Source organism: Kitasatospora sp. NPDC059817 (genome assembly GCF_042731835.1).
GTDB lineage: Bacteria > Actinomycetota > Actinomycetes > Streptomycetales > Streptomycetaceae > Kitasatospora.
This window is the reverse complement of record NZ_JBHWIR010000010.1, coordinates 24,326-50,741: the sequence shown is the minus strand read 5'-3', so window position 1 is coordinate 50,741 and position 26,416 is coordinate 24,326. Positions and strand designations below refer to the sequence as shown.

26 protein-coding genes and 1 pseudogene are annotated in these 26,416 nt (G+C 71.3%); 17 read left to right on the top strand and 10 right to left on the bottom strand.

What is annotated here, in order from left to right; genetic code table 11:
• Window positions 1-99: 99 nt before the first annotated feature.
• From ACFV61_RS03850 to ACFV61_RS03825, 6 genes and pseudogenes are all read left to right on the top strand, one after another.
• A complete protein-coding gene (locus ACFV61_RS03850) occupies window positions 100-636 on the top strand; it encodes a DUF3291 domain-containing protein (RefSeq protein WP_380489957.1) in 537 nt (178 codons plus the stop codon).
• Window positions 637-994: 358 nt separating this feature from the next.
• Entirely contained in the window at window positions 995-1,141 is a 147-nt protein-coding gene (locus ACFV61_RS03845; protein ID WP_380489955.1) for a hypothetical protein, read from the top strand.
• A gap of 427 nt (window positions 1,142-1,568) precedes the next feature.
• Window positions 1,569-2,708: a hypothetical protein gene (locus tag ACFV61_RS03840; protein ID WP_380489953.1), complete on the top strand. Its 1,140-nt coding sequence runs from the start codon at window positions 1,569-1,571 to the stop codon at window positions 2,706-2,708.
• Window positions 2,709-3,106: 398 nt separating this feature from the next.
• A pseudogene (locus tag ACFV61_RS03835) lies at window positions 3,107-3,250 on the top strand (DUF3291 domain-containing protein); the annotation flags it as partial.
• 199 nt (window positions 3,251-3,449) lie between these two features.
• Window positions 3,450-4,598: a serine hydrolase gene (locus ACFV61_RS03830; RefSeq protein WP_063347206.1), complete on the top strand. Its 1,149-nt coding sequence runs from the start codon at window positions 3,450-3,452 to the stop codon at window positions 4,596-4,598.
• A gap of 433 nt (window positions 4,599-5,031) precedes the next feature.
• Window positions 5,032-5,451 carry a hypothetical protein gene (locus ACFV61_RS03825; RefSeq protein ID WP_380489951.1) on the top strand — a complete coding sequence of 140 codons (420 nt, stop codon included), beginning with the start codon at window positions 5,032-5,034 and terminating at the stop codon, window positions 5,449-5,451.
• A gap of 226 nt (window positions 5,452-5,677) precedes the next feature.
• Here ACFV61_RS03825 and ACFV61_RS03820 read toward each other — a convergent pair whose 3' ends face one another.
• Window positions 5,678-6,427 (bottom strand): SDR family NAD(P)-dependent oxidoreductase, encoded by a 750-nt coding sequence (locus ACFV61_RS03820; protein WP_380489949.1) that lies wholly within the window; start codon window positions 6,425-6,427, stop codon window positions 5,678-5,680.
• 92 nt (window positions 6,428-6,519) lie between these two features.
• Here ACFV61_RS03820 and ACFV61_RS03815 point away from each other — a divergent pair, with 92 nt between their 5' ends.
• Window positions 6,520-6,927 (top strand): winged helix-turn-helix transcriptional regulator, encoded by a 408-nt coding sequence (locus ACFV61_RS03815; protein ID WP_380489947.1) that lies wholly within the window; start codon window positions 6,520-6,522, stop codon window positions 6,925-6,927.
• Window positions 6,928-7,251: 324 nt separating this feature from the next.
• Here the strand turns inward: ACFV61_RS03815 and ACFV61_RS03810 are convergent, their stop codons facing one another.
• The 6 genes from ACFV61_RS03810 to ACFV61_RS03785 form a co-directional block, all read right to left on the bottom strand.
• On the bottom strand, window positions 7,252-8,472 hold the full coding sequence (locus ACFV61_RS03810) for an alpha/beta hydrolase family protein (RefSeq protein ID WP_380489945.1): 1,221 nt from the start codon (window positions 8,470-8,472) through the stop codon (window positions 7,252-7,254).
• 261 nt (window positions 8,473-8,733) lie between these two features.
• On the bottom strand, window positions 8,734-8,925 hold the full coding sequence (locus tag ACFV61_RS03805; RefSeq protein ID WP_380341949.1) for a DUF397 domain-containing protein: 192 nt from the start codon (window positions 8,923-8,925) through the stop codon (window positions 8,734-8,736).
• Window positions 8,926-9,275: 350 nt separating this feature from the next.
• Window positions 9,276-9,824 carry a YceI family protein gene (locus tag ACFV61_RS03800; RefSeq protein ID WP_380489943.1) on the bottom strand — a complete coding sequence of 183 codons (549 nt, stop codon included), beginning with the start codon at window positions 9,822-9,824 and terminating at the stop codon, window positions 9,276-9,278.
• A 525-nt stretch (window positions 9,825-10,349) separates the two neighbouring features.
• Complete coding sequence (locus ACFV61_RS03795; protein WP_380489941.1) at window positions 10,350-10,541, bottom strand: DUF397 domain-containing protein; 192 nt, start codon at window positions 10,539-10,541, stop codon at window positions 10,350-10,352.
• A gap of 65 nt (window positions 10,542-10,606) precedes the next feature.
• Complete coding sequence (locus ACFV61_RS03790) at window positions 10,607-10,798, bottom strand: DUF397 domain-containing protein (RefSeq protein ID WP_380489939.1); 192 nt, start codon at window positions 10,796-10,798, stop codon at window positions 10,607-10,609.
• 10 nt (window positions 10,799-10,808) lie between these two features.
• The gene (locus ACFV61_RS03785) at window positions 10,809-11,657 is read right to left on the bottom strand and encodes a helix-turn-helix domain-containing protein (RefSeq protein ID WP_380334006.1); all 849 of its coding nucleotides are present in this window, start codon (window positions 11,655-11,657) and stop codon (window positions 10,809-10,811) included.
• A 237-nt stretch (window positions 11,658-11,894) separates the two neighbouring features.
• Here ACFV61_RS03785 and ACFV61_RS03780 point away from each other — a divergent pair, with 237 nt between their 5' ends.
• The 4 genes from ACFV61_RS03780 (at window position 11,895) to dnaE (ending at window position 17,301) form a co-directional block, all read left to right on the top strand.
• Window positions 11,895-12,254: an ATP-binding protein gene (locus ACFV61_RS03780; protein ID WP_063347198.1), complete on the top strand. Its 360-nt coding sequence runs from the start codon at window positions 11,895-11,897 to the stop codon at window positions 12,252-12,254.
• Window positions 12,254-12,520 (top strand): hypothetical protein, encoded by a 267-nt coding sequence (locus ACFV61_RS03775; RefSeq protein WP_159398403.1) that lies wholly within the window; start codon window positions 12,254-12,256, stop codon window positions 12,518-12,520. Before ACFV61_RS03780 ends, ACFV61_RS03775 begins: the two co-directional genes overlap by 1 nt.
• A gap of 175 nt (window positions 12,521-12,695) precedes the next feature.
• On the top strand, window positions 12,696-13,628 hold the full coding sequence (locus ACFV61_RS03770; RefSeq protein ID WP_380489937.1) for a hypothetical protein: 933 nt from the start codon (window positions 12,696-12,698) through the stop codon (window positions 13,626-13,628).
• A gap of 139 nt (window positions 13,629-13,767) precedes the next feature.
• A complete protein-coding gene (dnaE, locus tag ACFV61_RS03765; protein WP_380334013.1) occupies window positions 13,768-17,301 on the top strand; it encodes a DNA polymerase III subunit alpha in 3,534 nt (1,177 codons plus the stop codon).
• 42 nt (window positions 17,302-17,343) lie between these two features.
• On the opposite strand, the gene ACFV61_RS03760 is transcribed toward dnaE, so the two are convergent.
• The gene (locus tag ACFV61_RS03760) at window positions 17,344-18,231 is read right to left on the bottom strand and encodes a LysR family transcriptional regulator (RefSeq protein ID WP_380423265.1); all 888 of its coding nucleotides are present in this window, start codon (window positions 18,229-18,231) and stop codon (window positions 17,344-17,346) included.
• Between the two features lie 72 nt (window positions 18,232-18,303).
• Between ACFV61_RS03760 and ACFV61_RS03755 the strand changes: the two genes are divergently transcribed.
• The 6 genes from ACFV61_RS03755 to ACFV61_RS03730 all read left to right on the top strand — a co-directional run bounded on the left by ACFV61_RS03755 (window position 18,304) and on the right by ACFV61_RS03730 (window position 24,972).
• Window positions 18,304-19,194: a dihydrodipicolinate synthase family protein gene (locus tag ACFV61_RS03755; protein WP_380489935.1), complete on the top strand. Its 891-nt coding sequence runs from the start codon at window positions 18,304-18,306 to the stop codon at window positions 19,192-19,194.
• Window positions 19,195-19,294: 100 nt separating this feature from the next.
• Window positions 19,295-20,341 (top strand): aspartate-semialdehyde dehydrogenase, encoded by a 1,047-nt coding sequence (locus ACFV61_RS03750; RefSeq protein ID WP_380489932.1) that lies wholly within the window; start codon window positions 19,295-19,297, stop codon window positions 20,339-20,341.
• A gap of 346 nt (window positions 20,342-20,687) precedes the next feature.
• A complete protein-coding gene (locus ACFV61_RS03745; RefSeq protein WP_380489930.1) occupies window positions 20,688-22,127 on the top strand; it encodes an NYN domain-containing protein in 1,440 nt (479 codons plus the stop codon).
• Between the two features lie 102 nt (window positions 22,128-22,229).
• Window positions 22,230-23,228, top strand: a complete 999-nt coding sequence (locus ACFV61_RS03740) for an ABC transporter ATP-binding protein (protein ID WP_380489928.1) — start codon at window positions 22,230-22,232, stop codon at window positions 23,226-23,228.
• Window positions 23,225-24,040 carry an ABC transporter permease gene (locus ACFV61_RS03735; protein ID WP_063347189.1) on the top strand — a complete coding sequence of 272 codons (816 nt, stop codon included), beginning with the start codon at window positions 23,225-23,227 and terminating at the stop codon, window positions 24,038-24,040. Before ACFV61_RS03740 ends, ACFV61_RS03735 begins: the two co-directional genes overlap by 4 nt.
• 110 nt (window positions 24,041-24,150) lie before the next feature.
• Complete coding sequence (locus tag ACFV61_RS03730) at window positions 24,151-24,972, top strand: hypothetical protein (RefSeq protein ID WP_380489926.1); 822 nt, start codon at window positions 24,151-24,153, stop codon at window positions 24,970-24,972.
• 45 nt (window positions 24,973-25,017) lie between these two features.
• Here ACFV61_RS03730 and ybaK read toward each other — a convergent pair whose 3' ends face one another.
• Both ybaK and ACFV61_RS03720 read right to left on the bottom strand, forming a co-directional pair.
• The gene (gene ybaK, locus ACFV61_RS03725) at window positions 25,018-25,512 is read right to left on the bottom strand and encodes a Cys-tRNA(Pro) deacylase (RefSeq protein ID WP_063347187.1); all 495 of its coding nucleotides are present in this window, start codon (window positions 25,510-25,512) and stop codon (window positions 25,018-25,020) included.
• Between the two features lie 98 nt (window positions 25,513-25,610).
• Complete coding sequence (locus ACFV61_RS03720; protein WP_063347186.1) at window positions 25,611-26,339, bottom strand: LON peptidase substrate-binding domain-containing protein; 729 nt, start codon at window positions 26,337-26,339, stop codon at window positions 25,611-25,613.
• Window positions 26,340-26,416 lie beyond the last annotated feature (77 nt).

Genomic DNA, 26,416 nt, shown 5'->3' with positions numbered 1-26,416 from the left:
CTGGTCCTCGGCGATCGCCCACGGTCGCACGGGAGTTCCCTCGGGCTGCGCCGCCCGCGGCCGGGCCCACACCAGGCACCCCCAACCAGGGAGAGACGCATGCCTCATCTTGCGCTGTACACGTTCGGCGTCCTGAAGTCACCTCTCGCCGATCCCGCACCTCTCACGCGCGAACTCCACGACACCGGCGAGGCCGTCTACCGGAAGATCAGCCGGCACCCCGGGTACCTCGCCCATGCCGAAGCGGCAGGCGGCGGCCAGGGCCCGCATTTCGACCTGGACTGGGGCGCATGGGGAGAGTTTGCCGTACCGGCCTGGTACGGCAAGGGCTGCACGGCGGAAACGACCGCCCTGGCCGCGACCCTCTCCCTCTGGACCGACCCGCACTCCGCCTTCGACGCCATCTACACCGGCCTGCACCGCGAGGCGCTGAACAGGCGTCACGACTGGTTCGAGAGGACAGGACGCCCGGCTTACGTGTTCTGGTGGGTCTCCGACGGCGTGATACCCGTCTGGCAGGACGGGGTTTCGAGGCTGGAACACCTCCACGACCACGGCTCCGCGCCGCACGCCTTCACCTTCCACCACGCGTTCGCCCCGGACGGAACTCCGGCCAGGCTGAGGCCCGGAGTGTGACCGTCGGCGATGCCCGGCGAGACCGGTTGAGAGTTCCGCCGGTCGTGACTGGAACCGGAGTGCCCCAGCTGTGTCGACGCACGACAGGCGTCACATTTGCGCGATACCTGTCACCAAGATCACCAGGGTGCGGGTCCCGAGTTGAGCCGTGACACGTTAGTTGGAACCGGCATCGGGGGCGGCGGGCGGGGACGGCACCGAGAGAGTCGGCTCGTGACCGAGCGCATTGCCCAAGCCTTCCCTGCCGACCGGAGATCAACTCTGCGCCCTGCGTGACTTCGTTCATGGGCGGAGTTGCTCCGCTGGCTCGGTTGCCATTCGGCTTCCCGGCGAGGCGCCTCATGCTGCGGACTCTGGTGTGGCCGATGCGGCTCGTGCCTCGGGCGCCCTGTATGACGTCACCAACGTTCTCTGCAAGCGGCTGTTCGCCGAACTCGACGCTGGTCAGCCCGGCGCCGCTGCCGAGGTTGCTTGGGAGGCGCTTCTCGCGATCGCGAGTGGTTGAGCGGGTCGGGTCGTGAGAGCTGGGACCATGTGCTACTGCGCCGGAGGTGCCAGGCCCGGCGGACGTCAAGGGGTTGTGCCGCCTCGATGGGCGCGGAGCGAACCGGGGTTCGCCTCGGGTGACGTAGGCCCAGACGAAGGCGGACGCCTCCTGTCGCTTGCGGTCGTCGAGATTGGGGCGGACGGGAACACGCTGCGGGCTCGTCCACCGTCGGTGTGCCGCGGTGCTCCGGATCGACGCACCGCGACGTTCGGACAGCCCACCAGGGCGGGCGGGGCCGTCGGCGGATGGTGAGGATGGCCGCAGATCCGGACGGTGCGCAGTGGGCCTCCGTCGGCTGGTTCGTTCAATGGAAAAGGTGATGGCTTTGTCCGGGATGGAGAAGGGGTCGGCGGTCCGGGAGCCGGGGCGGCGCGGGGTGCGCGGGGTGGCCGCCGTGGGCGCTGTGGCGTTGGGCTGGACGACGTTCGCCGCGCCGGCCCCGGCTGGCGCTGTGGCACCCGGTGCCGCGGTGCGGCCGACGGCGTCGGTGCGGGCCACGGGGTCCCTGCTGCTCGACAAGCCAGGCAGGCAGAACTTCGTCTTCCCCGCAGGGGTGACCAAGATGACCGTCTCGGTATGGGGCCCCGGGGGGCCCGGTGGCGGTGGCGGTGGCGGCGGCGGCGGGGCGGGCGGTGGCGCAGGCGAGAAGAGCAGTTCGCTCGGGTCCGGTGGCGGCGGCGGGGGCAGTGGCGGGAGTGCCGGCGGTGGGCAGGGTGGCCAGGCCGGCGGCTTCGCCACCTGTGTGGTGGACGTCGCCAAGCTCGTCAAGAACGGCGTCCCCGGGTTCATCCTCAGGGTAGACGCGCCGCTGGCGACCGCCGCCGGTGGTGCGGGCGGCGCGGGGGGTGCGGGTGGCGTCGGGAACGACGAGGACGGCAGCGGCGGCGACAACGGTGCGCGGGGCGGCCAGACGGTGCAGAACAATGTCAACACCCCGAGGACCTCCATCATCTTCGGGGTCCCTGGGGTGCCCTTTCCGGCTACAGCCGCGCGGGCCTACGCGGGCGCTCCCGGGTACGCGGGGGACGGCGGCACGGGTGGCACTGGCGGCGACGGCGCCGGGGCGGTGCTCGAAGGGGCCGGGTCCGGCGAGCCTGGCGGGTCGGCTGGCAGCGGCGGCAGCGGCGACCAGGGCACCTACTCGCCCGGTTGTATGGGGACAAGCAAGCGCACCGTCGTCGGTTCCCAAGGCAGCACCGGTGCGGCCGGAAAGGACGGGCGCCGGGGCCTCAACGGCAACGGGCCGATCGGCGGCACCACGGGCAGTCCCGGCACGGGTGGCTCCGGTGTCCTGGGCGGCATCGGCGGCCAGGGCGGCGCTGGCGGTGCCGCCACCTCCTCGGGCACGCATGCCTACGGAGCGGGCGGCGCCGGCGGCGCAGGCGGGCACGGCGGCGACAGCGGGCACGGCGGCGACGGCGGCAGCGACGGCGGCCAGCCCGGCAGCGGCGGCCTCGGAAAGAACGGCGACACCGGAAACCCGGGCACCACCGGCGGCAACGGGGCGATTCTCTTGACGTGGTGAGCGACTGAGTCTCGTCCTGGTGCTCTCCCGGCCCAGCCTCCTTCGAGGCCAGGGCAGGTGGCGAATCGGTGCGGGCGCCGGCCGAGTGCTGGCGGGCCCGGACGATGGTGATTCCCCCAATCTCCGCGACGCCCGGTACTGCAGGCGTGCGCGGCTACGTGACCATCCACTGGTCCTTCTGACCCCGCCTCACGCGAACGCCGGGGCGACAGCTTCAGTCGCCCCGGCCTTTACGCCGGTCCTTCACCAGCCCGTTCAACGCGACACTCCCCACCAGCACACCCGCCCCTTCCGCCGGAACCGGCACCGGGCGGTGCGGGCGGCCACGGCGGAGGGCCGGACTCCAGCCCCGGAAGCCAGGCCGGCACCGACGGCACCGCAGGCCTGCCCCCGGCCGCTGGCAGGACGGGGTTTCGAGGCTGGAACACCTCCACGACCACGGCTCCGCGCCGCACGCCTTCACCTTCCACCACGCGTTCGCCCCGGACGGAACTCCGGCCAGGGTCGGAGGCGTCGGGCCGAAGAGCGGCCAGGTCCGCTGACAAGGAAGCCTCAACGACCAGTTGGTGGAAGTGGAGGCGGTGGCCGTGCTGCCGTGAACCCGCACTCCTACGGACATAGGGGGATAACCCCACCCAAGACCGGGTGGGTAGCAGCATCGTCGCAGGTGGTTTGTTCCGGAGAGGGTGGGGGTAACGGCGCGATCCGCCGTTTCCCTCGACGAACAACCGGAGTTGACACATGCGCAAGCAGGCGCGGCAGACCGTCCATCCGTCCCGGCACCGGAAGGTCCTGGTGGCCGCCATGGCCGTCGGTGCCCTGGCGACGGGGGTACTGGCCCCGACCGCGGCGTTCGCGGCGCCGAAGCCGGACATCGTCCAGCAGGGCCTCGACGCGCTGGTGCGGGACGACGGCATTCCCGGCGCGCTGGCGAGCGTCGAGAAGGGGCACGGCCGCGCCCGCAACTACACCGCCGGGGTGGGTGACCTGGCCACCAAGGCGAAGGTCCCGGTCGACGGCCAGGTGCGGATGGGCAGCAACACCAAGACGTTCACGGCGACGGTCGTGCTGCAACTGGTCGGAGAGGGGAAGATCGACCTCGACGGGCCCGTCGAGACCTACCTGCCGGGCCTCCTCCGCGGGGACGGCATCGACGGGCGAAAGATCACCGTCCGTCAGCTCCTCCAGCACACCAGCGGGCTCCCGGACTACCTCAAGGGCGATGTCCCGCCCCGCTACTACGAGCCGCGCGACCTCCTCGACACCGCACTGAAGTTCAAGGCCGACTTCGCCCCGGGCGACCGGTCCAAGTACAGCAACACGAACTACATCGTGGCCGGCCTGATCGTCCAGCGGGTCACCGGCCGCCCGCTCGCGGCGGAGATCGACCGCCGCATCGTCAAGCGCATCGGCCTGCGCCACACCTACTTCCCCGCCCCCGGCGACGTGACCATCCGCGAGCCGCACCCCAAGGGCTACTACCGGGACACCCCGGACGCGCCGCTGGGCGACGTCACGGAGACGGACCCGTCCTTCGGCTGGGCAGCCGGTCAGATGATCTCCACCAACTCCGACCTCAACCGGTTCTTCTCCGAACTGCTCCACGGCGACCTGCTCCGGCCCGCCCAGCTCGCCGAGATGAAGAAGACCGTCCCCGCCGACTACCTCGGCCCCGGCGCTGCGTACGGGCTCGGCCTCGTGAGCAAGCCCCTGCCCTGCGGCGGCGGCCTCTACTGGGGCCACGGTGGCAGTTTCCCGGGCTACGAGACCCGGGGCGGCGTCACGGAGGACGGCAGCGCTGCGGCGAACATCGCGGTGACGAACCGGCCGGCCGACCCGGCGGCCATGAAGCACGTCGAGGGCCTGGTGGAAGCCGCCCTCTGCCGCTGAGGCCGCTGAGGCCGCTGACGTCCCGGCGCCGAGGCCGCCCGGCGCACTTCGGTGCCGGGCGGCCCCGGTTTGTTGGCTATCTTCCGGCCTCGAATGGGCCAGGGGCGCGGTAGCTGGACTCTTGCCAGCTGGTGTCGGTCAGCCGGGGTCCCGTTGTTTGGCGCAGGAAGTCGGGCTGGCCGACTTCCTGCGCTGTGGTGTGTCCAGATGAATGAGTCCAAGGGGTGTCGGCGGCTGGCCGGTCGAAGCCGGGGTTCTGCATCCTCCGCGCGGGGGAGTCGAGTTGGACCTTGCGCATGATTCGGCGGGGCGGACCGCGAGACAGCATGGGGCCATGGTCACGTTTGGGATACCGACAGCCGCTGCCGCCTCCGAGAGTCGGTCTCCTGCCCGTTGGGTGGTCCGAGTCGCGCACATTGCGGCACTCACCGCTGTGCCGTCCGGGATCTGGCGGATCGCGATGGGGATCGGCATGCCGGTGGGGTTCAACACCACGGGATTGGACATCCCCGGCTGGTTCAGCGTCATGTGCATCGCGATGAGCTTGGGTACCGAAGGGCTCACGCTGCTCACCCTCGGGCTGGTCAAGCCCTGGGGCGAGGTGGTGCCGGGCTGGATCCCGCTGATCGGGGGGAAGCGTGTCGCGCCGCTGGCGGCGGTGATTCCGGCGTTGCTCGGTGCGGCCGTTGTGATACTGTTGACGATCCCTCGGGCGGGCGGCTTCGGAGGGGCGCAGGGAGCCCCGACCGGGCCGGCGCTCGTCGTGATGGACGCCTGTTACGCCCCACTGCTGCTGTGGGGGCCGCTGCTCGCGGTCGTCACGATCTCCTACTACCGGCGGCGCCGGGACTGAGCAGGCGCAGTGAGCCTCGTTGCGGCCGACCCGGATCCCTTGGACTCATTCATGTAGAGGTGCGGTAGCTGGGCTTCTTCCAGTTGGTGTCGGTCAGCCGGGGTCCCGTTAGTTGTTTGGCGCAGGAAGTCGGGCTGGCCGACTTCCTGCGCTGTGGTGTGTTCAGGGCGTGTTTCGTAGCCGACGGAGCCCGGAGCCCGGAGCCCGGAGCCGAACGGACGGGACGTCAGCGCATGCCGCCGGAAGCGAGGATGACATCCCCGGTGATCCAGCGCGCGCCGTCGGAAGCCAGGAAAGCCACCAGCGGGCCGTAGTCGTCCGGGGTGCCCGTTCGGCCCAGCGGGGTGCCGGCGATCGCCTGTGCTTCCTGGGCCGAGCCGGGGAATCCCATGGCCCTGGTGCCCTCGGTGTCCGACGGTCCGGGCATGATCGCGTTGACCCGGATGCCGCGCGGGCCCAGCTCCTTGGCCGCAACGATGGTGAACGCGTTGACAGCGCTCTTGGACGCGACATAGAGCGAGGCGTACGGCGGGAGGGTGAGTGTGCCGGCCGTCGAGACGTTGATGATCGAAGCGGCGCCGATGTCGTCCTGCGCGGCCAGGGCCTGCGTAGTGAGGATCGTGCCCAGGACGTTCGTGGTCATCTCGCGCTGGAACTCCTCTTCGGTGATGCCCGACAGCGGCGCGAAGGCGGCGACGGCCGCGTTGTTCACGAGCACGTCGACCGGTCCGTACTCCTCGCGCGCCCGATCGAACAGATGGCGCACTTCGTCGCTGCGGGCCACGTCGGCCCGGACCGCGATCGCCCGGCCGCCCTCGGCGGTGATGCCCGCGACGACCCGCTCGGCGCCCTTCGCATCCTCCCGGTAGTTCACCACGACGGCTGCGCCGGTCCCGGCCAGCGCCTTGGCGATCCCCGCGCCCAGGCCCTTCGATGCGCCCGTGACGATCGCCGTACGCGCGTTGCTGCTGCTCACAGTGGCTCCTCGAACGTTGGTGCTTACGAGGTCACCGTAGGAAAGCCAGTTACTGCTGGGAAGTACCTACTTTTTTGTAAGCTCCTGCTGTGATGGAAACTCAGCAGGTCGCGACAGCCGCCCGGCTCCTGGCCCACGACACCTTCGACAACAAGTGCGCGCTCAGGCCGATCATGGACCAGACGACAAGTCGCTGGGCGACACTGATCATCTCGGCCCTCATCGCCGGCCCGCACCGCTTCGCGCAGCTGCACCAACGAGTCGGTGGCATCAGCCAGAAGATGCTGTCGCAGAACCTCAAGGCACTGGCCCGGGCCGGGCTCGTCGACCGCCAGGTCGCGCCCACCAACCCGCCCCAGGTCACCTACAGCCTGACGGAACTCGGTGTCAGCCTGGCCGGGCCGCTGACCGAACTGATCCAGTGGTTCGGCCGGCACGGAGGCGAGCTGCTCGCCGCCCAGGAGCACTACGACAGCCAGCAGGCGTCACCGCGCGAGTAACGGGCCAGTCCCATGGGCCGGTTCGGCGGAGTCTCGCGGCAGCACCAGCCGCCCCAGCCGGAGAGCACAGGTCCCGTCCCCGCTTCAACATCCACCACACGCCCGAACAGGCCGGCCGGCTCGACCAAGTCGAGCTGCTCTTCTCCACCCTGACCCGACGTCTACGACGCCGCGGCCAGTTCGCCTCCCGCGACGAACTGGCCGCGGCCATCGACACCTTCGTCCTGTCCTGCGACGAACACGACGCCAAGCCCTACTGCCGGACCTACGACGGCAGCCCACTCAAAGCCGCATGAACCCCCGAAGGATCAACGCGGCGCTGCACTAGGACTGGAAGAGCACTTCCGGATTGTTCGGCGAGGGGCCGTCCAGCAGCGGACTGTCGATCCCCTTCAGCGTCTGGTCGAAGAACGCTGCCACGTACTCGCGGGTGATCGCCACCCCGCGTTCCGGGGAGAGGGGCGGCGTCGGGAACCCGGCCTGCTCCAGAAGCAGGTCCAGGTCGGCGAAGCTGAAGTGGTCGGCTCCGGCGACCGTCAGCCACTTCTTGTAGCCGCCGAGGGCGGCCCAGGTCTGCCCCCACGAGGTGTCGTGGCCGCCGACCGAGTGGTAGTCGGCCGTACCCAGCATGAGGAGCGGCCGGTTGATCTGGCCGGGCATCGGGGCCGGGTGGAAGCTGCCGTCCATGTTCACTCCGGCCCGTACTCGCGGGTCGGCGATCATCGTGGCGGCGGCCGCCGCTCCGCCGAGGGAGTGCCCGGCCATGCCGATCTCGTGCTTGTCGATGAGGTGCGCCAGGGGCCACGCGGTATTGCCGTGCGTCAACCGGTCGATCACGAAGGACACGTCCAGCGCGCGGCTGGCGGCGACGGAGTCGAAGTCGAGCGTCTTCGGGTCATCGCAGATCGCGCACGGCGGCGTCTGGCCGTTCGCCAGCGTCTCGCCGCTGTCCTCGTAGGTGTGGCCGACGAGCGCGACGACGTAGCCGTGACTGGCCAGGTCGGTCGCGAGCGAGGTGAGCGTCATGCGCGGGTCCTCGTACGCGGGTGAGAGGACCACCAGCGGATGCTTGCCGCGCTGCGGCCGCGCGCCGTCGAAGGCGTGAGTGGTGACGCCGGAAAGGTTCTGTGCGGTGACGCCGTAGCTCGCCGGCAACTTCCGCCGCTGGATGACTCCGGCTGCCTCGGCGAGGCTCATGTAAGGGGCCGGAGTCCCGGTCCCGGGGACGGCCGGGTAGACCATCGTGACGGTCAGTTGGCGGGGGCCGGATGACGGCACCCACGGGTCGGGACGGCTCTCGTCGGTGAGGTGGATGACGTCCTCGCCGGCGGCGTAGGGGCCGGTCGGCGCGGGGAGCGCGCCTTGGAAGGACCGCGTGGGCGCGGTGGCCGTGGCCGGTGCGGTGTCTAACGCGTGCGTGGCCACCGGTGTGGCCGACGGTGTGGCCACCGGTGTGGTCGTGGCGGCGAACCCGGCGCCGGTTCCGGTGACGAGGGCGGCGAGCGCCAACACCGCGACAGCGCTGATACGGCGATTGCGTTTCATGGGATCGACGCTAGGTTCCGCAGCTCCGTATCGAATCAGCCCATGGATGTAGACATTCTGGTGTCGTTCGTAGCCTCCGCGAGGTACCGGAGTCATCCGCCGGGATTATGTCGTGCGGCGCGGGGTTCCCTTCGCCGGCATCGTCGAGTGCCACCTTCGTCTTGGGCTACGACGAACACGACGCCAAGCCCTGCCGCTGGACCTACGACGGCAGCCCACTCAAAGCCGCATGAACCCCCGAAGGATCAACGTGGCGCTGCACTAGGCGTGGTGGTCGAACTCGCCGGCTTTGGCGGCTTGGAGGAAGGCGGCGAAGTGGGCGGGGGTGGGGTGGAGGGTGAGGTGGCCCTGGTCGGACTCGCGGAGTTCGACCAGGCCGTCGGCGGTGCGGATCTCCACGCAGTCGCCACCGGATCCGCTGAAGGACGACTTCTGCCAGTTGGTGTCGGTCATTTGGGGTCCCGTCGGTTGTTTGGCGCAGGAAGTCGGGCTGGCAGACTTCCTGCGCCGTGGTGTGTCTAGTACTGCGACCGCATCTGTCGTTACCGCTGGCGTTCGGCGTCGTTGGTATGACTGTGTGCTGACGAGCTGACGGTTGAACAGGTCGAGTCGTGGCCCGAGGGATAGTGGGCTTCCATGCCCGCTTCGCGCACCGTTTCGGCAGGCCACCTCATCGTCACACCCCGCCACCACGCCAACGAGCACCATCTGCGCTGGTCACGCTTCCGCCGACGCAGCCAGGCCCGAGCCCGCCGCTCCCACTGCAAACACCGAGGCCACAACCCCCAGATGCGGTTGCAGTACTAGTCGCCGGGGATGCCGCCTACGGCGGGCACGGCGAGAATGTCGAGGGAAAGGGTGAGGTGACGGGCGGTCATGCCTTTGTCGACGGTGATACCGAATGCGTACCTGTCGATTCTGGTGGTGGCGCGGAACCGGATTCCATCGGCTGTGAATTCCGGCTGCTCGACGGTAAGTTCGATGGGCCGCGTGGTGGCTTTGACGGTCAGCTCTCCGCGCAGGACGTACCCGGTGTCCGTGGACTGGACGGCGTTCGAGGCGAAGGCCATGTGGGGGTGTGCGGCTGTGCCCAGGTACTTGGGTGAGCGCACGACCCTGTCGCGGGTACCGCTGTCGGTCGAGAAGCTGTCGGCATCGATGACAGCCGTGGCCGACGACTGCGTGGGCTCGGCGGCGACGTGCACCTGCCCCGAGGTAAGGTCGAACGTTCCACGCACGGCGCCCAGGCCGAAGAAGTGGCGCGTGGTGAAGGCGATCGTGCTGCGTCCGGCGTCGATGGTGTAGGTGCCGACTGCAAGGGTGGTCGGTCGGTCGTCCGAGGTGTGCGGCACATGAATCCTTAGGCAGGGGCAGTCGGTTCCGCGGTGGGGACGAGGACGGCTGGGAGTGCTCCGTGTCAGAGGCCTCCGGGGCCTGTCCGCCCGGTCGTGGTTCCGTCGTTGCGCAGGTCCACGGGAAGGTCTCTTCGGCGTTTGACGTCGAGTTCCGGTACACGCGTGTCAGGCGCTGCTCCACCCTACTTGCGTTGATGCGCAGTTGCCTGGCGATTTGGAGATCGGTGCAGTCCATCACGGTCAGCTGCGGCGACCCGTCGCTCGGAGCCGGCGATGGAGGTGCCACCGTCGGCACCCCGAGGCCGTCTCGAAGCGGCCGCGAATAGGCCACCGATTCCAGCTCCGGGTAGGGAGATTCGATAGGACCCGCTCGACGTCCCGCCGCACTGCGGGGCGCCGAGCCCCGAGTTGCAAATCGTCCTACCCGAGGGGCGACTCGACCTGCTCGACCATCAGCTCATCAGCACACAGACATACCAACGAGCCCAACACCACATCCGTCACGCAGATGCGGTTGCAGTACTAGGCGTGGTGGTCGAACTCGCCGGCTTTGGCGGCCTGGAGGAAGGCGGCGAAGTGGGCGGGGGTGGTGGGGAGGGTGAGGTGGCCCTGGTCGGACTCGCGGAGTTCGACGAGGCCGTCGGCGGTGCGGATCTCCACGCACTCGTTGGATGCCCCGCTGTAGCTGGACTTTTGCCAGTTGGTGTTGGTCATCTGGGGCCCCGTTGGTTGTTTGGCGCAGGAAGTCGGGCTGGCCGACTTCCTGCGCTGTGGTGTGTCTAGGCGTGGTGGTCGAACTCGCCGGCCTTGGCGGCCTGGAGGAAGGCCGCGAAGTGGGCGTGGGTGGTGGGGATGACGAGGTGGGCCTCGTCGGACTCGCGGAGTTCGACCGTCCCGTTGGCCGTGCGTACCTCGACGCAGTTCTCGACGCTGCCGCTGAAGGAAGACTTCTGCCACTCGGTGTCGGTCATGATGGGCCTTTCATAGGTCTCGTGCGATTTTGCGGATCAGGTCGCGAGAGCCGCTCGCGCTCAGCGCAACCGATTCAGTGCGCTCGAAGATGTACCGGTAGCTGGCCAGCTCGTTGACGGCGTCGAGGTATTCGGGGCCCTGGGAGAGTTCCCGTTCGACAGTGTCGAGCTCAGGGACCGAGCCGAACGCATAGGCGAGGTTCTCGGCGGCCCCGGGGAAGGTCTCGACGTTGAACGGTACGACTCGAATGGTCATCCAGGGCAGTTCGGAGTCTTCGAGCAGGGAGCCGAGTTGTTCCTTGAGGATCTGGGTACCGCCGAACCGAGTCCACAGTACCGACTCGTAGATGAAAGCGGTCAGCGGCTTCGGATTGCGGCGCAGGTCGGCCTTGCGCTGCATTCTGAATGCGGTGCGGGCCTCCAACTCGTGCCGAGGGAGTGGAGGAAATACCCGACCGAAGACTGACGAGGCGTAGTTGATGGTCTGGCAGGGGCCCGGCATGTGGGTGAGGAGCCACATCATGAGCCCGTTCGAACGCTTCTCCAGCTCCGCGTTCTCAAGGATGCCGTCAGGGAGGGACCCTCGGTACTCCTCCCACCAACCCTTGGAGCGGTCCTGGACCATGGACTCCAGAGCCTCGATCAAGGGCATGTTCGTGCACTTGCAGGCTGCGGCGAAGGAGCGGAGCCGTTCTGGGCTCACGCCGATCTTGCCAGACTCCATCTGGCTGACCTGAGTTCTGTCGATGCCAAGGGCCCTGCTCAGGTTCACCGTCTGAAGACCGGCGGCCTCGCGCATCTTCCGAAGCTCGGCACCGATACGACGTTGACGGAGCGTCGGATTGAGTCGTGGCGGCATTGGGTCCTTCCTTGCCGGTGTGTTCCAAGTCTGCCGCGCCGCTTGGCGCGGGTCCACCTGGGGGCGGAGGGTGGCACTTCAGGGTGAACCTATCCGGTTTTCGTTCTACACGTGATACCGCTGCTGTATGTTCGGTGTCATGGCGATCCGACGGATCGTCAATAGGGCCCTCTCGTTGGGCCTTCGGCGGCATGCCCGCCGGTTCTTCCCTCACCATCACGCCTCGGGAGAACTCCCATGCGCCACCTCAACACGCCCTCCCTCGCCATCGCCCGCCAGTCCCTCCGGGACGCGATGGGTCGTTGCGGGTACCTGCCCTCGGTCACCGACGATGCCGAACTCGCGCTCGTGGAACTGCTCGTGAACGCCTGGCGGCACGGCGGCACCCCCGCGCCGCTCGTCCTCATCCTCGCCGTCGGCCCCACCCTCCGGGTGTCCGTCAGTGACGAGAGCCCGGACCTCCCCAAGAAGCAAGCGCCGGCGCCCCTCGCGCAGTCCGGCCGGGGCCTCCAGCTCATCGAAGGCCTCACCCACCGCTGGGGCGTGGACCCCCAGGAACGCGGCAAAATGGTCTGGTTCGAGCTGGACGCCGCCTGATGTCCTTCCCGCTCCCGCGCCGTCGCCCCATGCTGCCGACCGACCCCCGGATCCGGCACTACACCGACGACCACATCCACACGCTCCTCGCCGAAGTCCAGGAACGTGGCCGGAGGTTCGGCCTGATCTGGCCCTCGGCCACCACCGACAAGACCATCGACGGCCGCATCCTCGTCCGCTTCAACGCCGCCCCCGCCTCCACTCTCCTCAACCTCCTCTCCCTCCTCCTCGCCGCCGAGCGAGGCGACGACTCGTGCGTTTCCTGATCGCCACCGCCTTCGCCGTCCTCCTCGCTCTGGCGATCGCCACGGTCGTCCTCGGTGTCATCACGGCTCTCAAGGCGACCCCGCCCGACGAGGACACCTAACCCCCAGCTCCCTCACCCTCACCCCCCCCAGCCCCCGCCGCCCAGCCGTCGGGGGCTAAGGGACGATTGGGCACGTGGCACAGCGGAGATACGAGTACGCCCCGGCAGGCACCCTGCCCGGGCTGTTGCAGCGCGGCCGGGGCCTGGGCGCGCAGATGGCGGCGGAGGACCCGGCGGCAGCCGCCGACCTGGTCTACGGGTGCATCCGCTGGGACTGGCGCTGGGACCGAGAGGCGGACGACCGGCACCTCTACCTGGCGCGGCTCGTCCGGGACCTGGAACTGCCGGTCGGACCGATCGTCGACCTGCTGACCGGGGACGAGGACACCTGCCTGCGGGCCACCGGAGTCCTGGAGCTGCTGGCGCTCGGCGGCTCCGCCGAGGCCCGGGAAGCACTCCGTACCCACGTCCGCGAGGGCGAGCACCGGGTGGCCGCCCTGGAGTCGGTGGCCATGCTCTGGCCGACCCCGTGGTGGGAGGACCTGGCGGCCGGGCAGGACGTCCGTGAGCGGCGTGGCCCGCGCGCCCTGCTGCCGGAGCACGGCGGCGCGAGTGATCTGCACATCGCGAGTGATCTGCCGACGGCGACGGGAGAGCTGGAGCGGCAGTGGGCGTCCCAGGAGTGGTGTGGCCCGATGCACACCGCCCGGGGCCTGGCCCGGTTCGGCCCCGAAGCCGCCGGGGCCGCGTCGCTGCTGCGCCGCTTCTGGCTGTGGACGCCGCACTCCTCCGAGCGCCCCGCCTACCTGGAGGCACTGGCCGCCGTCGCCCCCGTCGGGCTGGCCGAGGTGTACACCGAGTGCCTCTGGGACTGCGAGGCCGGCGCCCGCCTGCCGGCCGTCGCGCACGCCCCCGACCGCCCCCACGTCCGGGAACGCCTCGCCCACCTGCGGGACGATCCGATGGAGGAGGCGGAGGTCCGTGAGGCCGCCGGGGCGCGACTCGCCGGGCTGAGCTCGGGAGGCTCCGAGCCGGAGGGAGCCGGCTCCGAAGGGGAGCTAGAGTAGACGGGTGAACGTGTGAGTGATGGTCCGGACCCCACGAGGTGGTCCGGGCCACATCCGTTTCCAGGCACCTTCCGTGACCTGCGCGTACCTGCGCGTTCGCCGGCCCACCAGACCCGCACTCGCCTCCGGAGGCCCCGCCTTGAGCGATCAGCCGTTCGCGCATCTGCACGTCCACACCGAGTACTCGATGCTGGACGGTGCCGCCCGGCTGAAGCAGATGTTCAAGGAGGTCGAGCGGCTGGGCCAGACCCACGTCGCGATGACCGACCACGGGAACATGTACGGCGCCGCCGAGTTCCACAAGCAGGCGACCGCCGCCGGGATCACCCCGGTGATCGGCATCGAGGCGTACGTCGCGCCGGAGTCCCGCTCCAACACCAAGCGCATCCTGTGGGGCCAGCCGCACCAGAAGCGGGACGACGTCTCCGCCTCCGGCGCCTACACCCACAAGACCATCTGGGCCCGTAACAAGGAGGGCCTGCACAACCTCTTCAAGCTGACCTCGCGCTCGTACGCCGAGGGCTGGCTGGTGAAGTGGCCCCGGATGGACAAGGAGCTGATCTCCGACCTGTCCGGCGGCCTGATGGCCACCACCGGCTGCCCGTCCGGCGAGGTGCAGACCCGGCTGCGCCTGGGCCAGTTCGACGAGGCGGTGAAGTCGGCCGCCGACTACCAGGACATCTTCGGCAAGGAGAACTACTTCCTGGAGCTGATGGACCACGGCCTCGACATCGAGAAGCGGGTCCGCGACGGGCTGCTGGAGATCAGCAAGAAGCTGAACATCCCCCCGGTCGTCACCAACGACTCGCACTACACCACCGAGGCCGACGCCGGGGCGCACGACCTGCTGCTCTGCGTGCAGACCGGCAAGAACCTCTCGGACCCGGACCGCTTCCGCTTCGACGGCACCGGCTACTACATCAAGTCGGCCGCCGAGATGTACGCCCTGGACTCCTCGGACGCCTGGCAGGAGGGCTGCCGCAACAGCCAGCTGCTCGTCGCCTCCCGGGTCGACACCGAGGGCATGTTCAAGTTCCGCAACCTCATGCCGCGCTTCCCGATCCCGGAGGGCTTCGAGTCCGAGGCGGACTTCTTCAAGTCCCAGGTGTGGAAGGGCATGGACTGGCGCTTCCCGGGCGGGTACGACGAGGAGCACAAGAAGCTCGCCGAGTACGAGATGGACACCATCATCCAGATGGGGTTCCCGGCGTACTTCCTCGTGGTCGCCGACTTCATCATGTGGGCCAAGGAGCAGGGCATCGCGGTGGGCCCCGGCCGTGGTTCGGCGGCGGGCTCGCTGGTCGCGTACGCGATGGGCATCACCGACCTCGACCCCATCCCGCACGGCCTGATCTTCGAGCGCTTCCTCAACCCCGAGCGCATCTCCATGCCCGATGTCGACATCGACTTCGACGAGCGCCGGCGCGGTGACGTGATCCGGTACGTGACCGAGAAGTGGGGATCCGACAAGGTCGCCATGATCGTCACGTACGGCACCATCAAGGCGAAGGCCGCCATCAAGGACTCCTCGCGCGTCCTCGGCTACCCGTACGCGATGGGCGACCGGATCACCAAGGCGATGCCGCCGGACGTGATGGGCAAGGGCATCCCGCTGTCCGGCATCACGGACAACAGCCACCCGCGCTACAGCGAGGCCGGCGAGATCCGGGGGCTGTACGAGAGCGACCCGGACGTGAAGAAGGTCATCGACACCGCGCGCGGCATCGAGGGCCTGATCCGCCAGCCCGGCGTGCACGCGGCCGGCGTCATCATGTCCGCCGAGCCGCTGACCGACCACATCCCGGTCTGGACCCGGCACACCGACGGCGTCACCATCACGCAGTTCGACTACCCCACCTGCGAGGGCCTCGGCCTTCTCAAGATGGACTTCCTCGGCCTGCGCAACCTGACGATCATGGACGACGCCGTCAAGGCGATCGAGAAGAACAAGGGCATCAAGATCAACCTGCTTGATCTGCCCCTGGACGACAAGCCGACCTACGAACTGCTGGCACGCGGTGACACGCTCGGCGTCTTCCAGCTCGACGGCGGCCCCATGCGCTCGCTGCTGCGGCTGATGAAGCCCGACAACTTCGAAGACATCTCCGCCGTCCTCGCGCTGTACCGACCGGGCCCGATGGGCGTCAACTCGCACACCAACTACGCGCTGCGCAAGAACGGCCAGCAGGAGATCACCCCGATCCACCCGGAGCTGGAGAAGCCCCTGGAGGAGATCCTCAAGCCGACGTACGGCCTGATCGTCTACCAGGAGCAGGTGCAGAAGGCCGCCCAGATCCTCGCCGGCTACTCGCTCGGCCAGGCCGACCTGCTGCGCCGGGCCATGGGCAAGAAGAAGAAGGAGATCCTGGAGGCCGAGTTCGTGCCCTTCCAGAAGGGCTGCCGGGACCACGGCTACTCGGACGCGGCGATCCAGGCGGTGTGGGACGTCCTGGTCCCCTTCTCCGGCTACGCGTTCAACAAGGCGCACACCGCCGGGTACGGGCTGGTCTCGTACTGGACGGCCTACCTCAAGGCGAACTTCCCGGCCGAGTACATGTCCGGCCTGCTGACGTCCGTCAAGGACGACAAGGACAAGTCGGCGATCTACCTCAACGAGTGCCGCAAGATGGGCATCCAGGTGCTGCCGCCGGACGTCAACGAGTCGGACTCGGACTTCACCCCGCACGGTGACACGCTCGTCCGGTTCGGCCTCACCGCGATCCGCAACGTCGGCGGCCCCGTCGTCGACTCGATGATCCGCACCCGCAAGGCGAAGGGGAAGTTCAGCTCCTTCCCGGACTTCCTCGACAAGGTGGAGTCGGTGGTCTGCAACAAGCGGACCGTCGAATCGCTGATCAAGGCGGGCTCCTTCGACTCGCTCGGGCACACCCGCAAGGGCCTCAGCGCGCAGTTCGAGCCGATGATCGACAACGTCGTCGGGGTCAAGCGCAAGGAGGCCGAGGGCCAGTTCGACCTGTTCGGCGGGGACGCCGTCTCCGACGAGCCCAGCTTCGGCCTCGACGTCGTCTTCTCCGAGGAGGAGTGGGAGAAGTCCTTCCTGCTCACCCAGGAGCGCGAGATGCTCGGCCTGTACGTCTCCTCGCACCCGCTGCACGGCATCGAGCACGTGCTCGCCGACAAGGCGGACTGCGCGGTGGCCGACCTCGCCGAACGGCCCGACGGCACCATCGTCACCATCGGCGGCATCATCTCGGGCCTCCAGCGCAAGATGACCAAGCAGGGCAACGCCTGGGCGATCGCGACCGTCGAGGACCTCGCGGGCTCGATCGACTGCATGTTCTTCCCCGCCAGCTACCAGCTGGTCTCGGCCCAACTCGTCGAGGACGCCGTGGTGTTCGTGCGCGGCAAGCTGGACAAGCGGGAGGACGTGCCGCGACTGATGGGGATGGAGCTGACCGTCCCGGACCTGTCGAACGCGCACGCCGAGGCGCCGATCATCATCAACATCCCGAGCGTGAAGATCACCCCGCCGCTGATCGCCCGGCTCGGCGAGGTGCTGGGCAGCCACCGGGGCACCACGGAGGTCCGGGTGCGGCTGGAGAGCCGGAACAAGACGACCGTGCTGCGGCTGGACCGGCACCGGGTGAAGTCGGACCCGGCGCTGTTCGGGGACCTCAAGCAGCTGCTCGGGCCGAGCTGCCTGGCGGGCTGACGTGCGCCTGATCCCCCGTGCCTCTTAGCGAGGCCCGGGGGATCAGCCGTGCCCGCCCAGGCCTGGGGGGACGGCCGTGTGCAGGGCGGAGACGAAGGCCGAGATGGCCGGGTGGGAACCGGCGCCCGCGCGGAAGGCGGCCCGGGTGCGGCGGTACATCGGCAGCCGGGTGAGGACCACGCCGGGCGGGGGCTGCGCGGCGCCCAGCTGCGGGACCAGGGCCACGCCCTGGCCGGCCGCGACCAGGGCCAGGACGGTCGCGAAGTCGTCGATCTGGTGCCGGATCCGGGGCGCGAACCCGGCGGCCTCGCAGGCCCGGACGGCCATGCTGTGGCAGAGCGTGCCCGGCGGGGCCATGATCCACGGCGCGCCGCGCTGCTCGGCGACCGTGCCCGGACTACGGGCCGCCAGGTACATCGGCTCGGTGAACACCGGACGGGTCACCGCCAGGCCCGGCTCCGGATCGGCCGGGACCAGGTCGTACTCGTGCACCAGGGCGACGTCCAGCTCGCCCGCGCGCAGCGCCGCCGCGACGCCCGCCGGATCCACCTCCGTCACCATCGGCTCCAGGCCCGGGTGCCAGGCGGCCAGCTCGCCCAGCACCGACGGGATGATCGCGCGGGCCGCCGACGGATAGGTGCCGATCCGCAGCGGGCCGGCCAACCCCCGTCGGGCGTGGGCGAGTTCGGCGCCCGCCTGCTCCAGCAGGGCGAGTACCGCCTCGGCGTGCCGGACGAGGTTGCGCCCGGCCGGAGTGAGCGCGACCCGCCGCCCGGTCCGCTCCAGCAGCGGGACGCCCGCCTCCTTCTCCAGGACGGACAGCTGCTGGGACACCGCCGAAGGGCTGAAGGAGAGCGCCTCGGCGACGGCGGCGATGGTGCCGAGGTGGGCGAGTTCGCGCAGCAGGCGCAGGCGTCGGACATCGAGCATCGGCTCAGCTTACGAGAAGCATCACGAATGTGAACTGGACCTGGGTGATCGGCGGGCCGCAGGATCGTGGCCATGGAACTCACCGGCATCCACGTCCCCCTGATCACGCCCTTCGCCGCGGACGGCACGGTCGCGCTGGACGCCCTCGCCGTGCTCGCCGCCGAGCTGCTGGAGGCCGGTGCGGCCGGGCTGGTCGCCCTCGGGACCACCGGCGAGCCCGCCGCGCTGAGCGAGGACGAGCGCTGGGCCGTGGTCGAGACCGCCGCGGCCGCCTGCGCCGCCCGCGGGGCCCTCCTGACCGTCGGCGCGCACGGCGGCGACACCCGCTCCACCGCCGAGTCGCTGGCCGCGCTCGGCAAGCGGGTGCCGCAGGCCGCGGCCGCGCTGGTCACCGTCCCGGCGTTCCTGCGGCCGGGCGAGGCCGGGACGGTCGCGCACTTCCGGGCGCTCGCCGGGAGCAGCCCGCTGCCGCTGGTCGTCTACCACATCCCGTACCGCACCGGGCAGCAGCTGTCCGCCGCCGCGCTGCTCGAACTCGCCGCGCTGGACGGCGTGGTGGGCGTCAAGTACGCGACCGGGGGAGTCGACCAGACGGCGGTGGAACTGCTCGCCACCGCCCCCGCCGACTTCGCGGTGCTGACCGGGGAGGACGCCTTCCTGTCCCCGCTGCTGGCGCTCGGCGCGGCCGGCGGCATCCTCGCCTCCGCCCATCTGGCCACCGCCCGGTTCGTCGAGCTGACGCAGGCCTGGCAGGCCGGGGACGCCGCCCGGGCCCGGGCGCTCGGGCACCGGCTCACCGGGCTGGCGCTGGCCGCCTTCGCCGCGCCGAACCCGACGGTGATCAAGGGCGTGCTGCACGCCCAGGGCCGGATCCCCACCCCGGACGTCCGGCTGCCGCTGCTGCCGGCCGGCGGGGCGGAGGTCGAGGCGGCGCTGAAGCTCGTGAGTGGTCTGGACCACTAGTCGCTCTCACACCGTGGAACACCAGGCCGCCGCACCCTCGTGACAAGGCATGATGGGCAGAGTGCGGCTGTAGACAGCACCATCCAGAGGAGTAGTCGGAATGAAGATCGGCATTGTCGGGGCCACCGGCCAGGTCGGCGCAGTGGTCCGCGAGATCCTGGCGGAGCGCGCTGGTCGTGAAGGCGGATTGGGTCCGGTCGAGCAGCTGCGGCTGTTCGCCTCGGCCCGCTCGGCCGGACGCACCCTGCCCTGGCAGGGCACCGAGGTCACCGTCGAGGACGCGTCCACGGCCGACTACACCGGCCTGGACATCGTGATCTTCTCGGCCGGCGGCTCCACCTCCAAGGCCCTCGCCCCCAAGGCCGCCGCGGCCGGCGCCGTCGTCATCGACAACTCCTCCGCCTGGCGCCGCGACCCCGACGTCCCGCTGGTCGTCTCCGAGGTCAACCCCGGCGCCATCGCCGACCGGCCCAAGGGCATCATCGCCAACCCGAACTGCACCACCATGGCCGCCATGCCCGTGCTGCGCCCGCTGCACGAGGAGGCCGGCCTCGCCGCGCTCGTCGTCTCCACCTACCAGGCCGTCTCCGGCAGCGGCGTGGCCGGCGTGGCCGAACTCCAGGACCAGGCCGCCAAGGTCGTCGACGGCGCCGCCGCGCTCGCCCACGACGGCTCCGCCGTCGAGTTCCCCGAGCCCAAGGTCTACCAGCGCCCGATCGCCTTCAACGTGGTGCCGCTGGCCGGCTCCATCGTCGAGGACGGCTCCAACGAGACCGACGAGGAGCAGAAGCTCCGCCACGAGAGCCGCAAGATCCTCGGCATCCCGGACCTCAAGGTCGCCGGCACCTGCGTGCGCGTCCCGGTCTTCTCCGGCCACTCGCTCCAGATCAACGCCCGCTTCGAGCGCCCGATCAGCCCCGAGCGCGCCGCCGAACTGCTCGCCGCCGCCCCCGGCGTCGAGCTGTCCGACATCCCCACCCCGCTCCAGGCCGCCGGCCGGGACCCGAGCTACGTCGGCCGCATCCGGGCCGACGAGACCGTCGAGCACGGCCTGTCGCTGTTCGTGTCCAACGACAACCTGCGCAAGGGCGCCGCGCTCAACGCCGTCCAGCTGGCCGAGCTGGTCGCCGCCGAGCTCAAGGGCTGACACCCGGCCCGCCGGGCCGCGGGCGCTCGCACCCCGCACCTCGCGGCGGGCGCCTCGCACCTCGCGGGCGAGCGCCTCGCACCCCGCGGCGGGCGCCCGCTCGCACTCCCCGGCGTGACCAAGGGCGGGCCCCGTCGTTGAACGGGGCCCGCCTTTGCGTTCCGTTGGGCTTGCCGTTGCGGTACCGCGACATCCGTCGAGGTTCGGCGCGCGAACCAGGGGGAAAAGGTGACCCAACGATCGGGCGGCCACGGGGGCCCCTCACCCCACCACGTCCGGACGACGGGCGGATCCGCGCCCACCCGGCCCGACCCCCCACACGAGGGCGAGTGGAAAGAGGTGCGCGATGGACCGCTGTGTCGTCCTGGTGGATGCCGGATACCTGCTGGGCGCCGCCGCCAGCCTGCTCGCCGGTGACCCATCCCGTTCCAGAGTCACCGTCGACCACACCGCGCTGATCACCGCGCTGCGCGAACGCGCCGAAGCCGAGACCGGACTTCCGCTGCTGCGCATCTACTGGTTCGACGCCGCCCCCGACCGGCGCCCGATGCCCGAACACCGCCGGCTGCGCGTCCTGCCCCGCGTCACCGTGCGGCTCGGCGCCCTCACCCGCGCCGAAGGGCGCTGGGTGCAGAAGGGCGTCGACGCCGCCATGCACGCCGAACTCTCCGAACTCGCCCGCAACCGGGCCTGCGCCGACGTCGTCCTGATCACCGGCGACGGCGACCTGCTGCCCGGCATGATGACCGCCAAGGAACACGGCGTGGCCGTCCACCTGTGGGCGCTCCAGGCCGCCGACGGCGACTTCAACCAGTCCGAGGACCTGGTCGGCGAGGCCGACGAGCGAAGAGTGCTCGACCGCGAGTGGATCGAGGGCTCCTTCAGCCTCCGGGACAACGCCAACGTCTTTCCCGCGCCCGGCGCCCGCCAGGAGATCGCCAAGATCCTCGCCGCCCCGCCCGTCGCCCCGCCCGTGGTGGCACCCGCCGCGGCGCCGGTCGTGGCGCCCCCGGTCGTCCAGCCGGCCGCCGTCGCCCCGGCCGCCGTGCCCGCTGCCGCCGTGCCCGCTGCCCTCGGGGCCTCCGCCGTCGGGGCCGTCCCAGGGGCCGGGCGGCCCCAGCCGGCCGCCGCGCTCAAGGTCGTCCCCACCCCCAAGGACCTCGCCGGGCGCACCCCCGCCGTCGCCCCGGCCGTCAACGGGCACGGCGGCACCGGACTCGCGAACGGCCACGGCGGCAACGGGCTCGTCAACGGGCACGGCGCCAACGGGCACGGCGGCAATGGGTTCCTGAACGGGCAGGCGAACGGGCACGGCACCAACGGGCAGGCCGTCGGCACGACGGGCGCCCCCGGACAGGCCGGCCCCGTCCTGCGCTGGTCCTCCGACCGCGGATGGGTCGACCGCCCCGCCCCCGAACCCGCCGTCACCGCCGGCGACAGCCTCCCCACCCTCGCCCACCTCACCACCGCCGAACAGCGCTGGGCCGACCGCGAGGAGGACATCACCTCCATCGGCGGCGACGCCCACGAAGTCGGCCAGGTCTTCGCCCGCCGCTGGAGCGAACGGCTGGGCGACGTCGAACGGCTCACCGTGCTCTGGCCCGACTACCCCCGCATCCCGCACCGGGTCGACGGCGAACTCCTCCGCTACGCCGCCCGCTTCGGACTGCTCGCGCACAAGGACGACCAGATCGACGAACACGACCGCTACGCCATCCGGGCCGGATTCTGGAAGGAACTGGCGGTGCGGGTGCCCGGCGGATCGATGGTCGTCGTGGACGACTGACGGGCGCACGGCCCGGGTTGGACCCGGCGAGCCGCGTGCCGGTTTTCGGTGATCAGGCCCCCTTGTCCGGTTCGCCCGGGCGAACGCGTAAAGTCTTCGGTCGTGACCGAGTCGGCAGGGCGAGTACCCCAGAACACCCCGCCGTGCGTCGCCGTGCGCGACCTCGTCAGGACCTACCGCACCGGGCGCGGAGCCGCCGCGGGCGAGATCCGGGCCAACGACGGAATCAGCCTCACCGTCCGCCAGGGCGAGATCTTCGGGCTGCTCGGACCCAACGGGGCCGGCAAGTCCACCCTCGTCCGCCAGCTCACCGGCCTGCTGCGGCCGGACTCCGGATCCGTCGAACTCCTCGGCCACGACATCGTCCGCCACCCCGAACGGGCCGCCCGGCTGCTCGGCTACCTCGGCCAGGAATCCAGCGCCCTCGACGAACTGACCGTCGCGCTCGCCGCCGAGACCACCGGACGGCTGCGCGGCCTCACCCGGGCCCGGGCCCGCGCCGAAGCCGCCGACGTCCTCACCGAACTCGGGCTCGAACCCCTCGCCCAGCGGCCGCTCGCCAAGCTCTCCGGCGGCCAGCGCCGACTCGCCTGCGTCGCCGCCGCCCTCGTCGGGGAACGGCCGCTGCTCGTCCTCGACGAACCCACCACCGGCATGGACCCCGTCGCCCGGCGGGCCGTCTGGACCGCCGTCGACCGGCGCCGCACCGAACGCGGCGCCACCGTCCTGCTGGTCACCCACAACGTCATCGAGGCCGAGACCGTGCTCGACCGGGTCGCCGTCATCGACGACGGGCGGGTCATCGCCTGCGACACCCCCGGCGGGCTCAAGGCCCTCGTCGACGGCGACGTCCGGCTCGACCTGGTCTGGCGGGACGAGGCGCCGCTCGCCGTCCCCGCCGTCGCCGAACTCGCCGAACGGGCCGAACGCACCGGCCGCCGCTGGACCGTCCGCACCACCCCCGAACAGGCCCGCGAACTGGTCGCCGCCGTCACCACCGGCCCGGCCTTCGCCGCCCTCGACGACTTCACCCTCGCCACCCCGAGCCTTGAGGACGCCTACCTCAAGCTCGGGGGCCGCCACGGAGGACTGGCCAAGTGACGCTGCTCTCGGTGCCGCCGCAGGCCACCGCCCCCGCGACCGGCGGCACCCCCGCCCCGCTCGCCCCCGCGGCCCGGCTGCTGCCCGCCCTCGCCGCCGTCTACCGGGCGCAGCTCGCCCGGGCCCGGGTGGCGCGGATCCCGCTGCTGTTCGTCGCCACCTTCCAGTCCGTCGGCATCCTCGTGATGATGCGGGGCGTGGTGGACGCCGGGCAGACCTCGGCCGCGCGGTCCGTGGTCGCCGGGTCCAGCGTGCTGGTGGTGGCGTTCGTCGCCCTCAACCTGCTCGCCCAGTACTTCGGGAAGCTGCGGGCCACCGGCGGACTCGACCACTACGCGACGCTGCCCGTACCCGCCGCCTCCGTGGTGCTCGGCGCGGCCGCCGCCTACGCCTCGTTCACGCTGCCCGGGACGGTCCTCACCGCGGCCTTCGGCGCCGTGATGTTCGGGCTGCCGCTCGGGCAGCTGTGGGTGCTGCTGGCCGTCGTCCCGCTCGCCGGAGCCGCCCTGTCCGGGCTCGGGGCCGCCTGCGGGCTGCTCGCGCCCCGGCAGGAGATCGCCACCATGCTCGGGCAGCTCGGCATGTCGGCGGCGCTGCTGCTCGGCGTGCTGCCCGTCGACCACCTCCCGCAGCCCGTCCTGTGGCTGCGCGACCTGCTGCCCTCCACGTACGGCGTCGAGGCCTTCGCCCGGACGTTCGAACCCGACCCGGACTGGGCGCTGATCGCGGGCGACCTCGCCGTCTGCGCGGGCGTCGGCGTGGTGTCGCTGGCGATCGCCACCTGGGCCTACCGGCGGGCCGTCTCCCGGTAGGGGGTGTCCCGGGGGTCGCCCGGGGTCCGGCTCCGCGAGGTGCGGGGTTCGGGTTCCGGGAGGCACGGGCGGCGGCTCGTCCCGGCCGCGATCGTGAAACGATGGGGCCTGTGACCGTACCGAACACACCTCCGGACCCCACCCGCGCCGCCGCGGACGCGGTGCCGGACATCACCCCCGATCCGTACGCGCCGCCGCCCGCCCCCGACGCCGGGACCCCGCCGCCGGCCGGCCTCGCGGTCGCGCAGTCGCCGGGCCCCACGCTCAAGGAGCGGCTGCTGCCCGAGCTGCGGCTCGGCGCGGGCACGGTACTGGCCTGCATCGCGGTCGGACTGGTGATGGCAGGGCTGTGGGTCTGGCTCGCGCCCAAGGTGCCGCTGGTCGTGGACGGCGACCGCATCCTCTACGCCGACCCCGAAGGCGAACAGCGGGCGGGGGCCGACGCGGTCTTCGCCCTGATCGCGCTCGGCGCCGGCCTCCTGACCGCGCTCGGGGCCTTCCTGGCCACCCGGCAGCGCGGCGGCGGCATCGCGGTCGCGCTCGGACTGATGGTCGGCGGACTCCTCGGCTCGGTCGGCGCCTGGCGGCTCGGCCGGTGGCTCGGCCCCAGCAACGACCTGATCGCCGAAGCCCGGCGGGTCGGCAACGGCGGGCACTTCGACGCGAGCATCGACCTCGGCGCGCTGGGGGCGCTGCTGGTGTGGCCGATGGCGGCGATGGTGGTGCTGCTGGCGCTGTCGGCGGCGTTCGGCAAGCGCGAGGAGGACCCGCCGCCGTACTGGGCCGGGCCGTACGGGGCGGCTGCGCCGCAGGCCCCCGCGGACGGCGCTGTGTGGGCGGACGGCGCGGCGCGGCCGCAGGACGCCGTGCGGGCGGACGACGGTGTTCGGCCGGAGGATGCTGCACGGCCAGGGGAGCGCGGGCAGGGCTGACCGCGTAGGCCCGGGCCCACCCGCGGGTGGGCCCGTCAGTCGGGGTCAGCGAGCGATCGGTGCGGTGCGGGCGCCGGTCAGGGTGACCAGGTCGGCCGGGGCGAGTTCGACCTCCAGGCCGCGGCGCCCGCCGGAGACGTAGACGGTGGGGTGGGTGAGCGCGCTGGCGTCGACCACGGTCCGCAGCGGGCGGCGCTGGCCGAGCGGGGAGATGCCGCCGAGGACGTAGCCGCTGCTGCGCTCGGCGGCCGCCGGATCGGCCATGGCGGCGCGCTTGCCGCCGACGGCGGCGGCGAGGGCCTTGAGGTCGAGCTGCCCGGCGACCGGGACCACGCCGACGGTGAGCACGCCGTCCACGTCGGCGACCAGGGTCTTGAAGACCCGCTCGGCGGCGACGCCCAGGACCTCGGCGGCCTCGCCGCCGTAGGAGGCGGCGGCCGGGTCGTGCTCGTAGGCGTGCACGGTGAACGGGACGGCGGCGGTCTCCAGGGCGACGGTGGCGGGAGTGCCCTGCCCGCCCTTCTTCGGCTTCTTCGCCATGTGGGGCTCCTTCTTCGCCGTGCGGGTTTTCCGGGTCAGCGTGCGGGCTTCCCGGGTCGGCGTGCGGGTTCTCCGGGTCAGCGTGCGGGCTTCCCGGATCAGTTGGGGCTGAACGACTGGCGGGTGAGGTCGACGGCTGGCAGCGACGGCAGCCAGCTGAGCACGGAGCTCTCGCGGCGCAGCAGGTCGAGTTCGGTGCGCAGCCGCTGGGCGGTGTCGGGGCAGGCCAGCAGCTGCTGCTTGACCGGGGTCTCGAACACCGAGGCGGCGGCGACCAGGTAGGAGAGCACCTGCGGGTCGTCCGGGAGCTCCTGGCGCCCGACCGTGCTGGCCTCGCGGGCCCCGGCGAGGCGCTTCTGGTAGACCCGGAAGGCCCGCTCGACCTCGGCGGCGAGGGCGCCGGAGCCTTCGCCGGGCTGTTCCTCGACGAGTTCGGCCTCGCCGGTCAGGTACGGGCCGGAGACGTCCGCCGAGCGGAGCCGGAACCGGGTGGTGCCGGTGACCAGCAGCTCGTAGCGGCCGTCCGGCTGCTCCTGGACGGAGGCGACGTCGGCGACGCAGCCGATGTGGAACATCGCCTCCAGCGGGTCCCCGGTGGCGGTGCCGAGGCCGTCGAGCGGCCCGGCCGGGCCCTCCTCGGGGCGGACCGGGGAGACCTCGCGGCCGTCCTTGATGGCGAGCACGCCGAAGCGGCGCGGCGTGTCGGCCGGTAGTTGGAGCAGGTCGGCGACGAGACGGCGGTAACGCTCCTCGAAGACGTTCAGGGGCAGCACGAGGCCCGGGTAGAGCACGTTGTTCAGCGGGAAGAGCGGGAGCCGTTCTGTCACGGCGGACAGCGTAGTTCCCCGCGCGGTCGCGGCGCGTCGGGGTTGTGCCCGAGGGCGGGCCCGACGGCGGGCCCGAG

Coding starts and splice junctions, on each gene's coding strand:
- ACFV61_RS03850 (WP_380489957.1), top strand. CDS start 100: ATGCCTCATCTTGCGCTGTACACGTTCGGCGTCCTGAAGTCACCTCTC.
- ACFV61_RS03830 (WP_063347206.1), top strand. CDS start 3,450: ATGCGCAAGCAGGCGCGGCAGACCGTCCATCCGTCCCGGCACCGGAAG.
- ACFV61_RS03815 (WP_380489947.1), top strand. CDS start 6,520: ATGGAAACTCAGCAGGTCGCGACAGCCGCCCGGCTCCTGGCCCACGAC.
- ACFV61_RS03810 (WP_380489945.1), bottom strand. CDS start 8,472: ATGAAACGCAATCGCCGTATCAGCGCTGTCGCGGTGTTGGCGCTCGCC.
- ACFV61_RS03805 (WP_380341949.1), bottom strand. CDS start 8,925: ATGACCGACACCAACTGGCAGAAGTCGTCCTTCAGCGGATCCGGTGGC.
- ACFV61_RS03795 (WP_380489941.1), bottom strand. CDS start 10,541: ATGACCAACACCAACTGGCAAAAGTCCAGCTACAGCGGGGCATCCAAC.
- ACFV61_RS03790 (WP_380489939.1), bottom strand. CDS start 10,798: ATGACCGACACCGAGTGGCAGAAGTCTTCCTTCAGCGGCAGCGTCGAG.
- ACFV61_RS03785 (WP_380334006.1), bottom strand. CDS start 11,657: ATGCCGCCACGACTCAATCCGACGCTCCGTCAACGTCGTATCGGTGCC.
- ACFV61_RS03780 (WP_063347198.1), top strand. CDS start 11,895: ATGCGCCACCTCAACACGCCCTCCCTCGCCATCGCCCGCCAGTCCCTC.
- ACFV61_RS03775 (WP_159398403.1), top strand. CDS start 12,254: ATGTCCTTCCCGCTCCCGCGCCGTCGCCCCATGCTGCCGACCGACCCC.
- ACFV61_RS03760 (WP_380423265.1), bottom strand. CDS start 18,231: ATGCTCGATGTCCGACGCCTGCGCCTGCTGCGCGAACTCGCCCACCTC.
- ACFV61_RS03755 (WP_380489935.1), top strand. CDS start 18,304: ATGGAACTCACCGGCATCCACGTCCCCCTGATCACGCCCTTCGCCGCG.
- ACFV61_RS03750 (WP_380489932.1), top strand. CDS start 19,295: ATGAAGATCGGCATTGTCGGGGCCACCGGCCAGGTCGGCGCAGTGGTC.
- ACFV61_RS03745 (WP_380489930.1), top strand. CDS start 20,688: ATGGACCGCTGTGTCGTCCTGGTGGATGCCGGATACCTGCTGGGCGCC.
- ybaK (WP_063347187.1), bottom strand. CDS start 25,512: ATGGCGAAGAAGCCGAAGAAGGGCGGGCAGGGCACTCCCGCCACCGTC.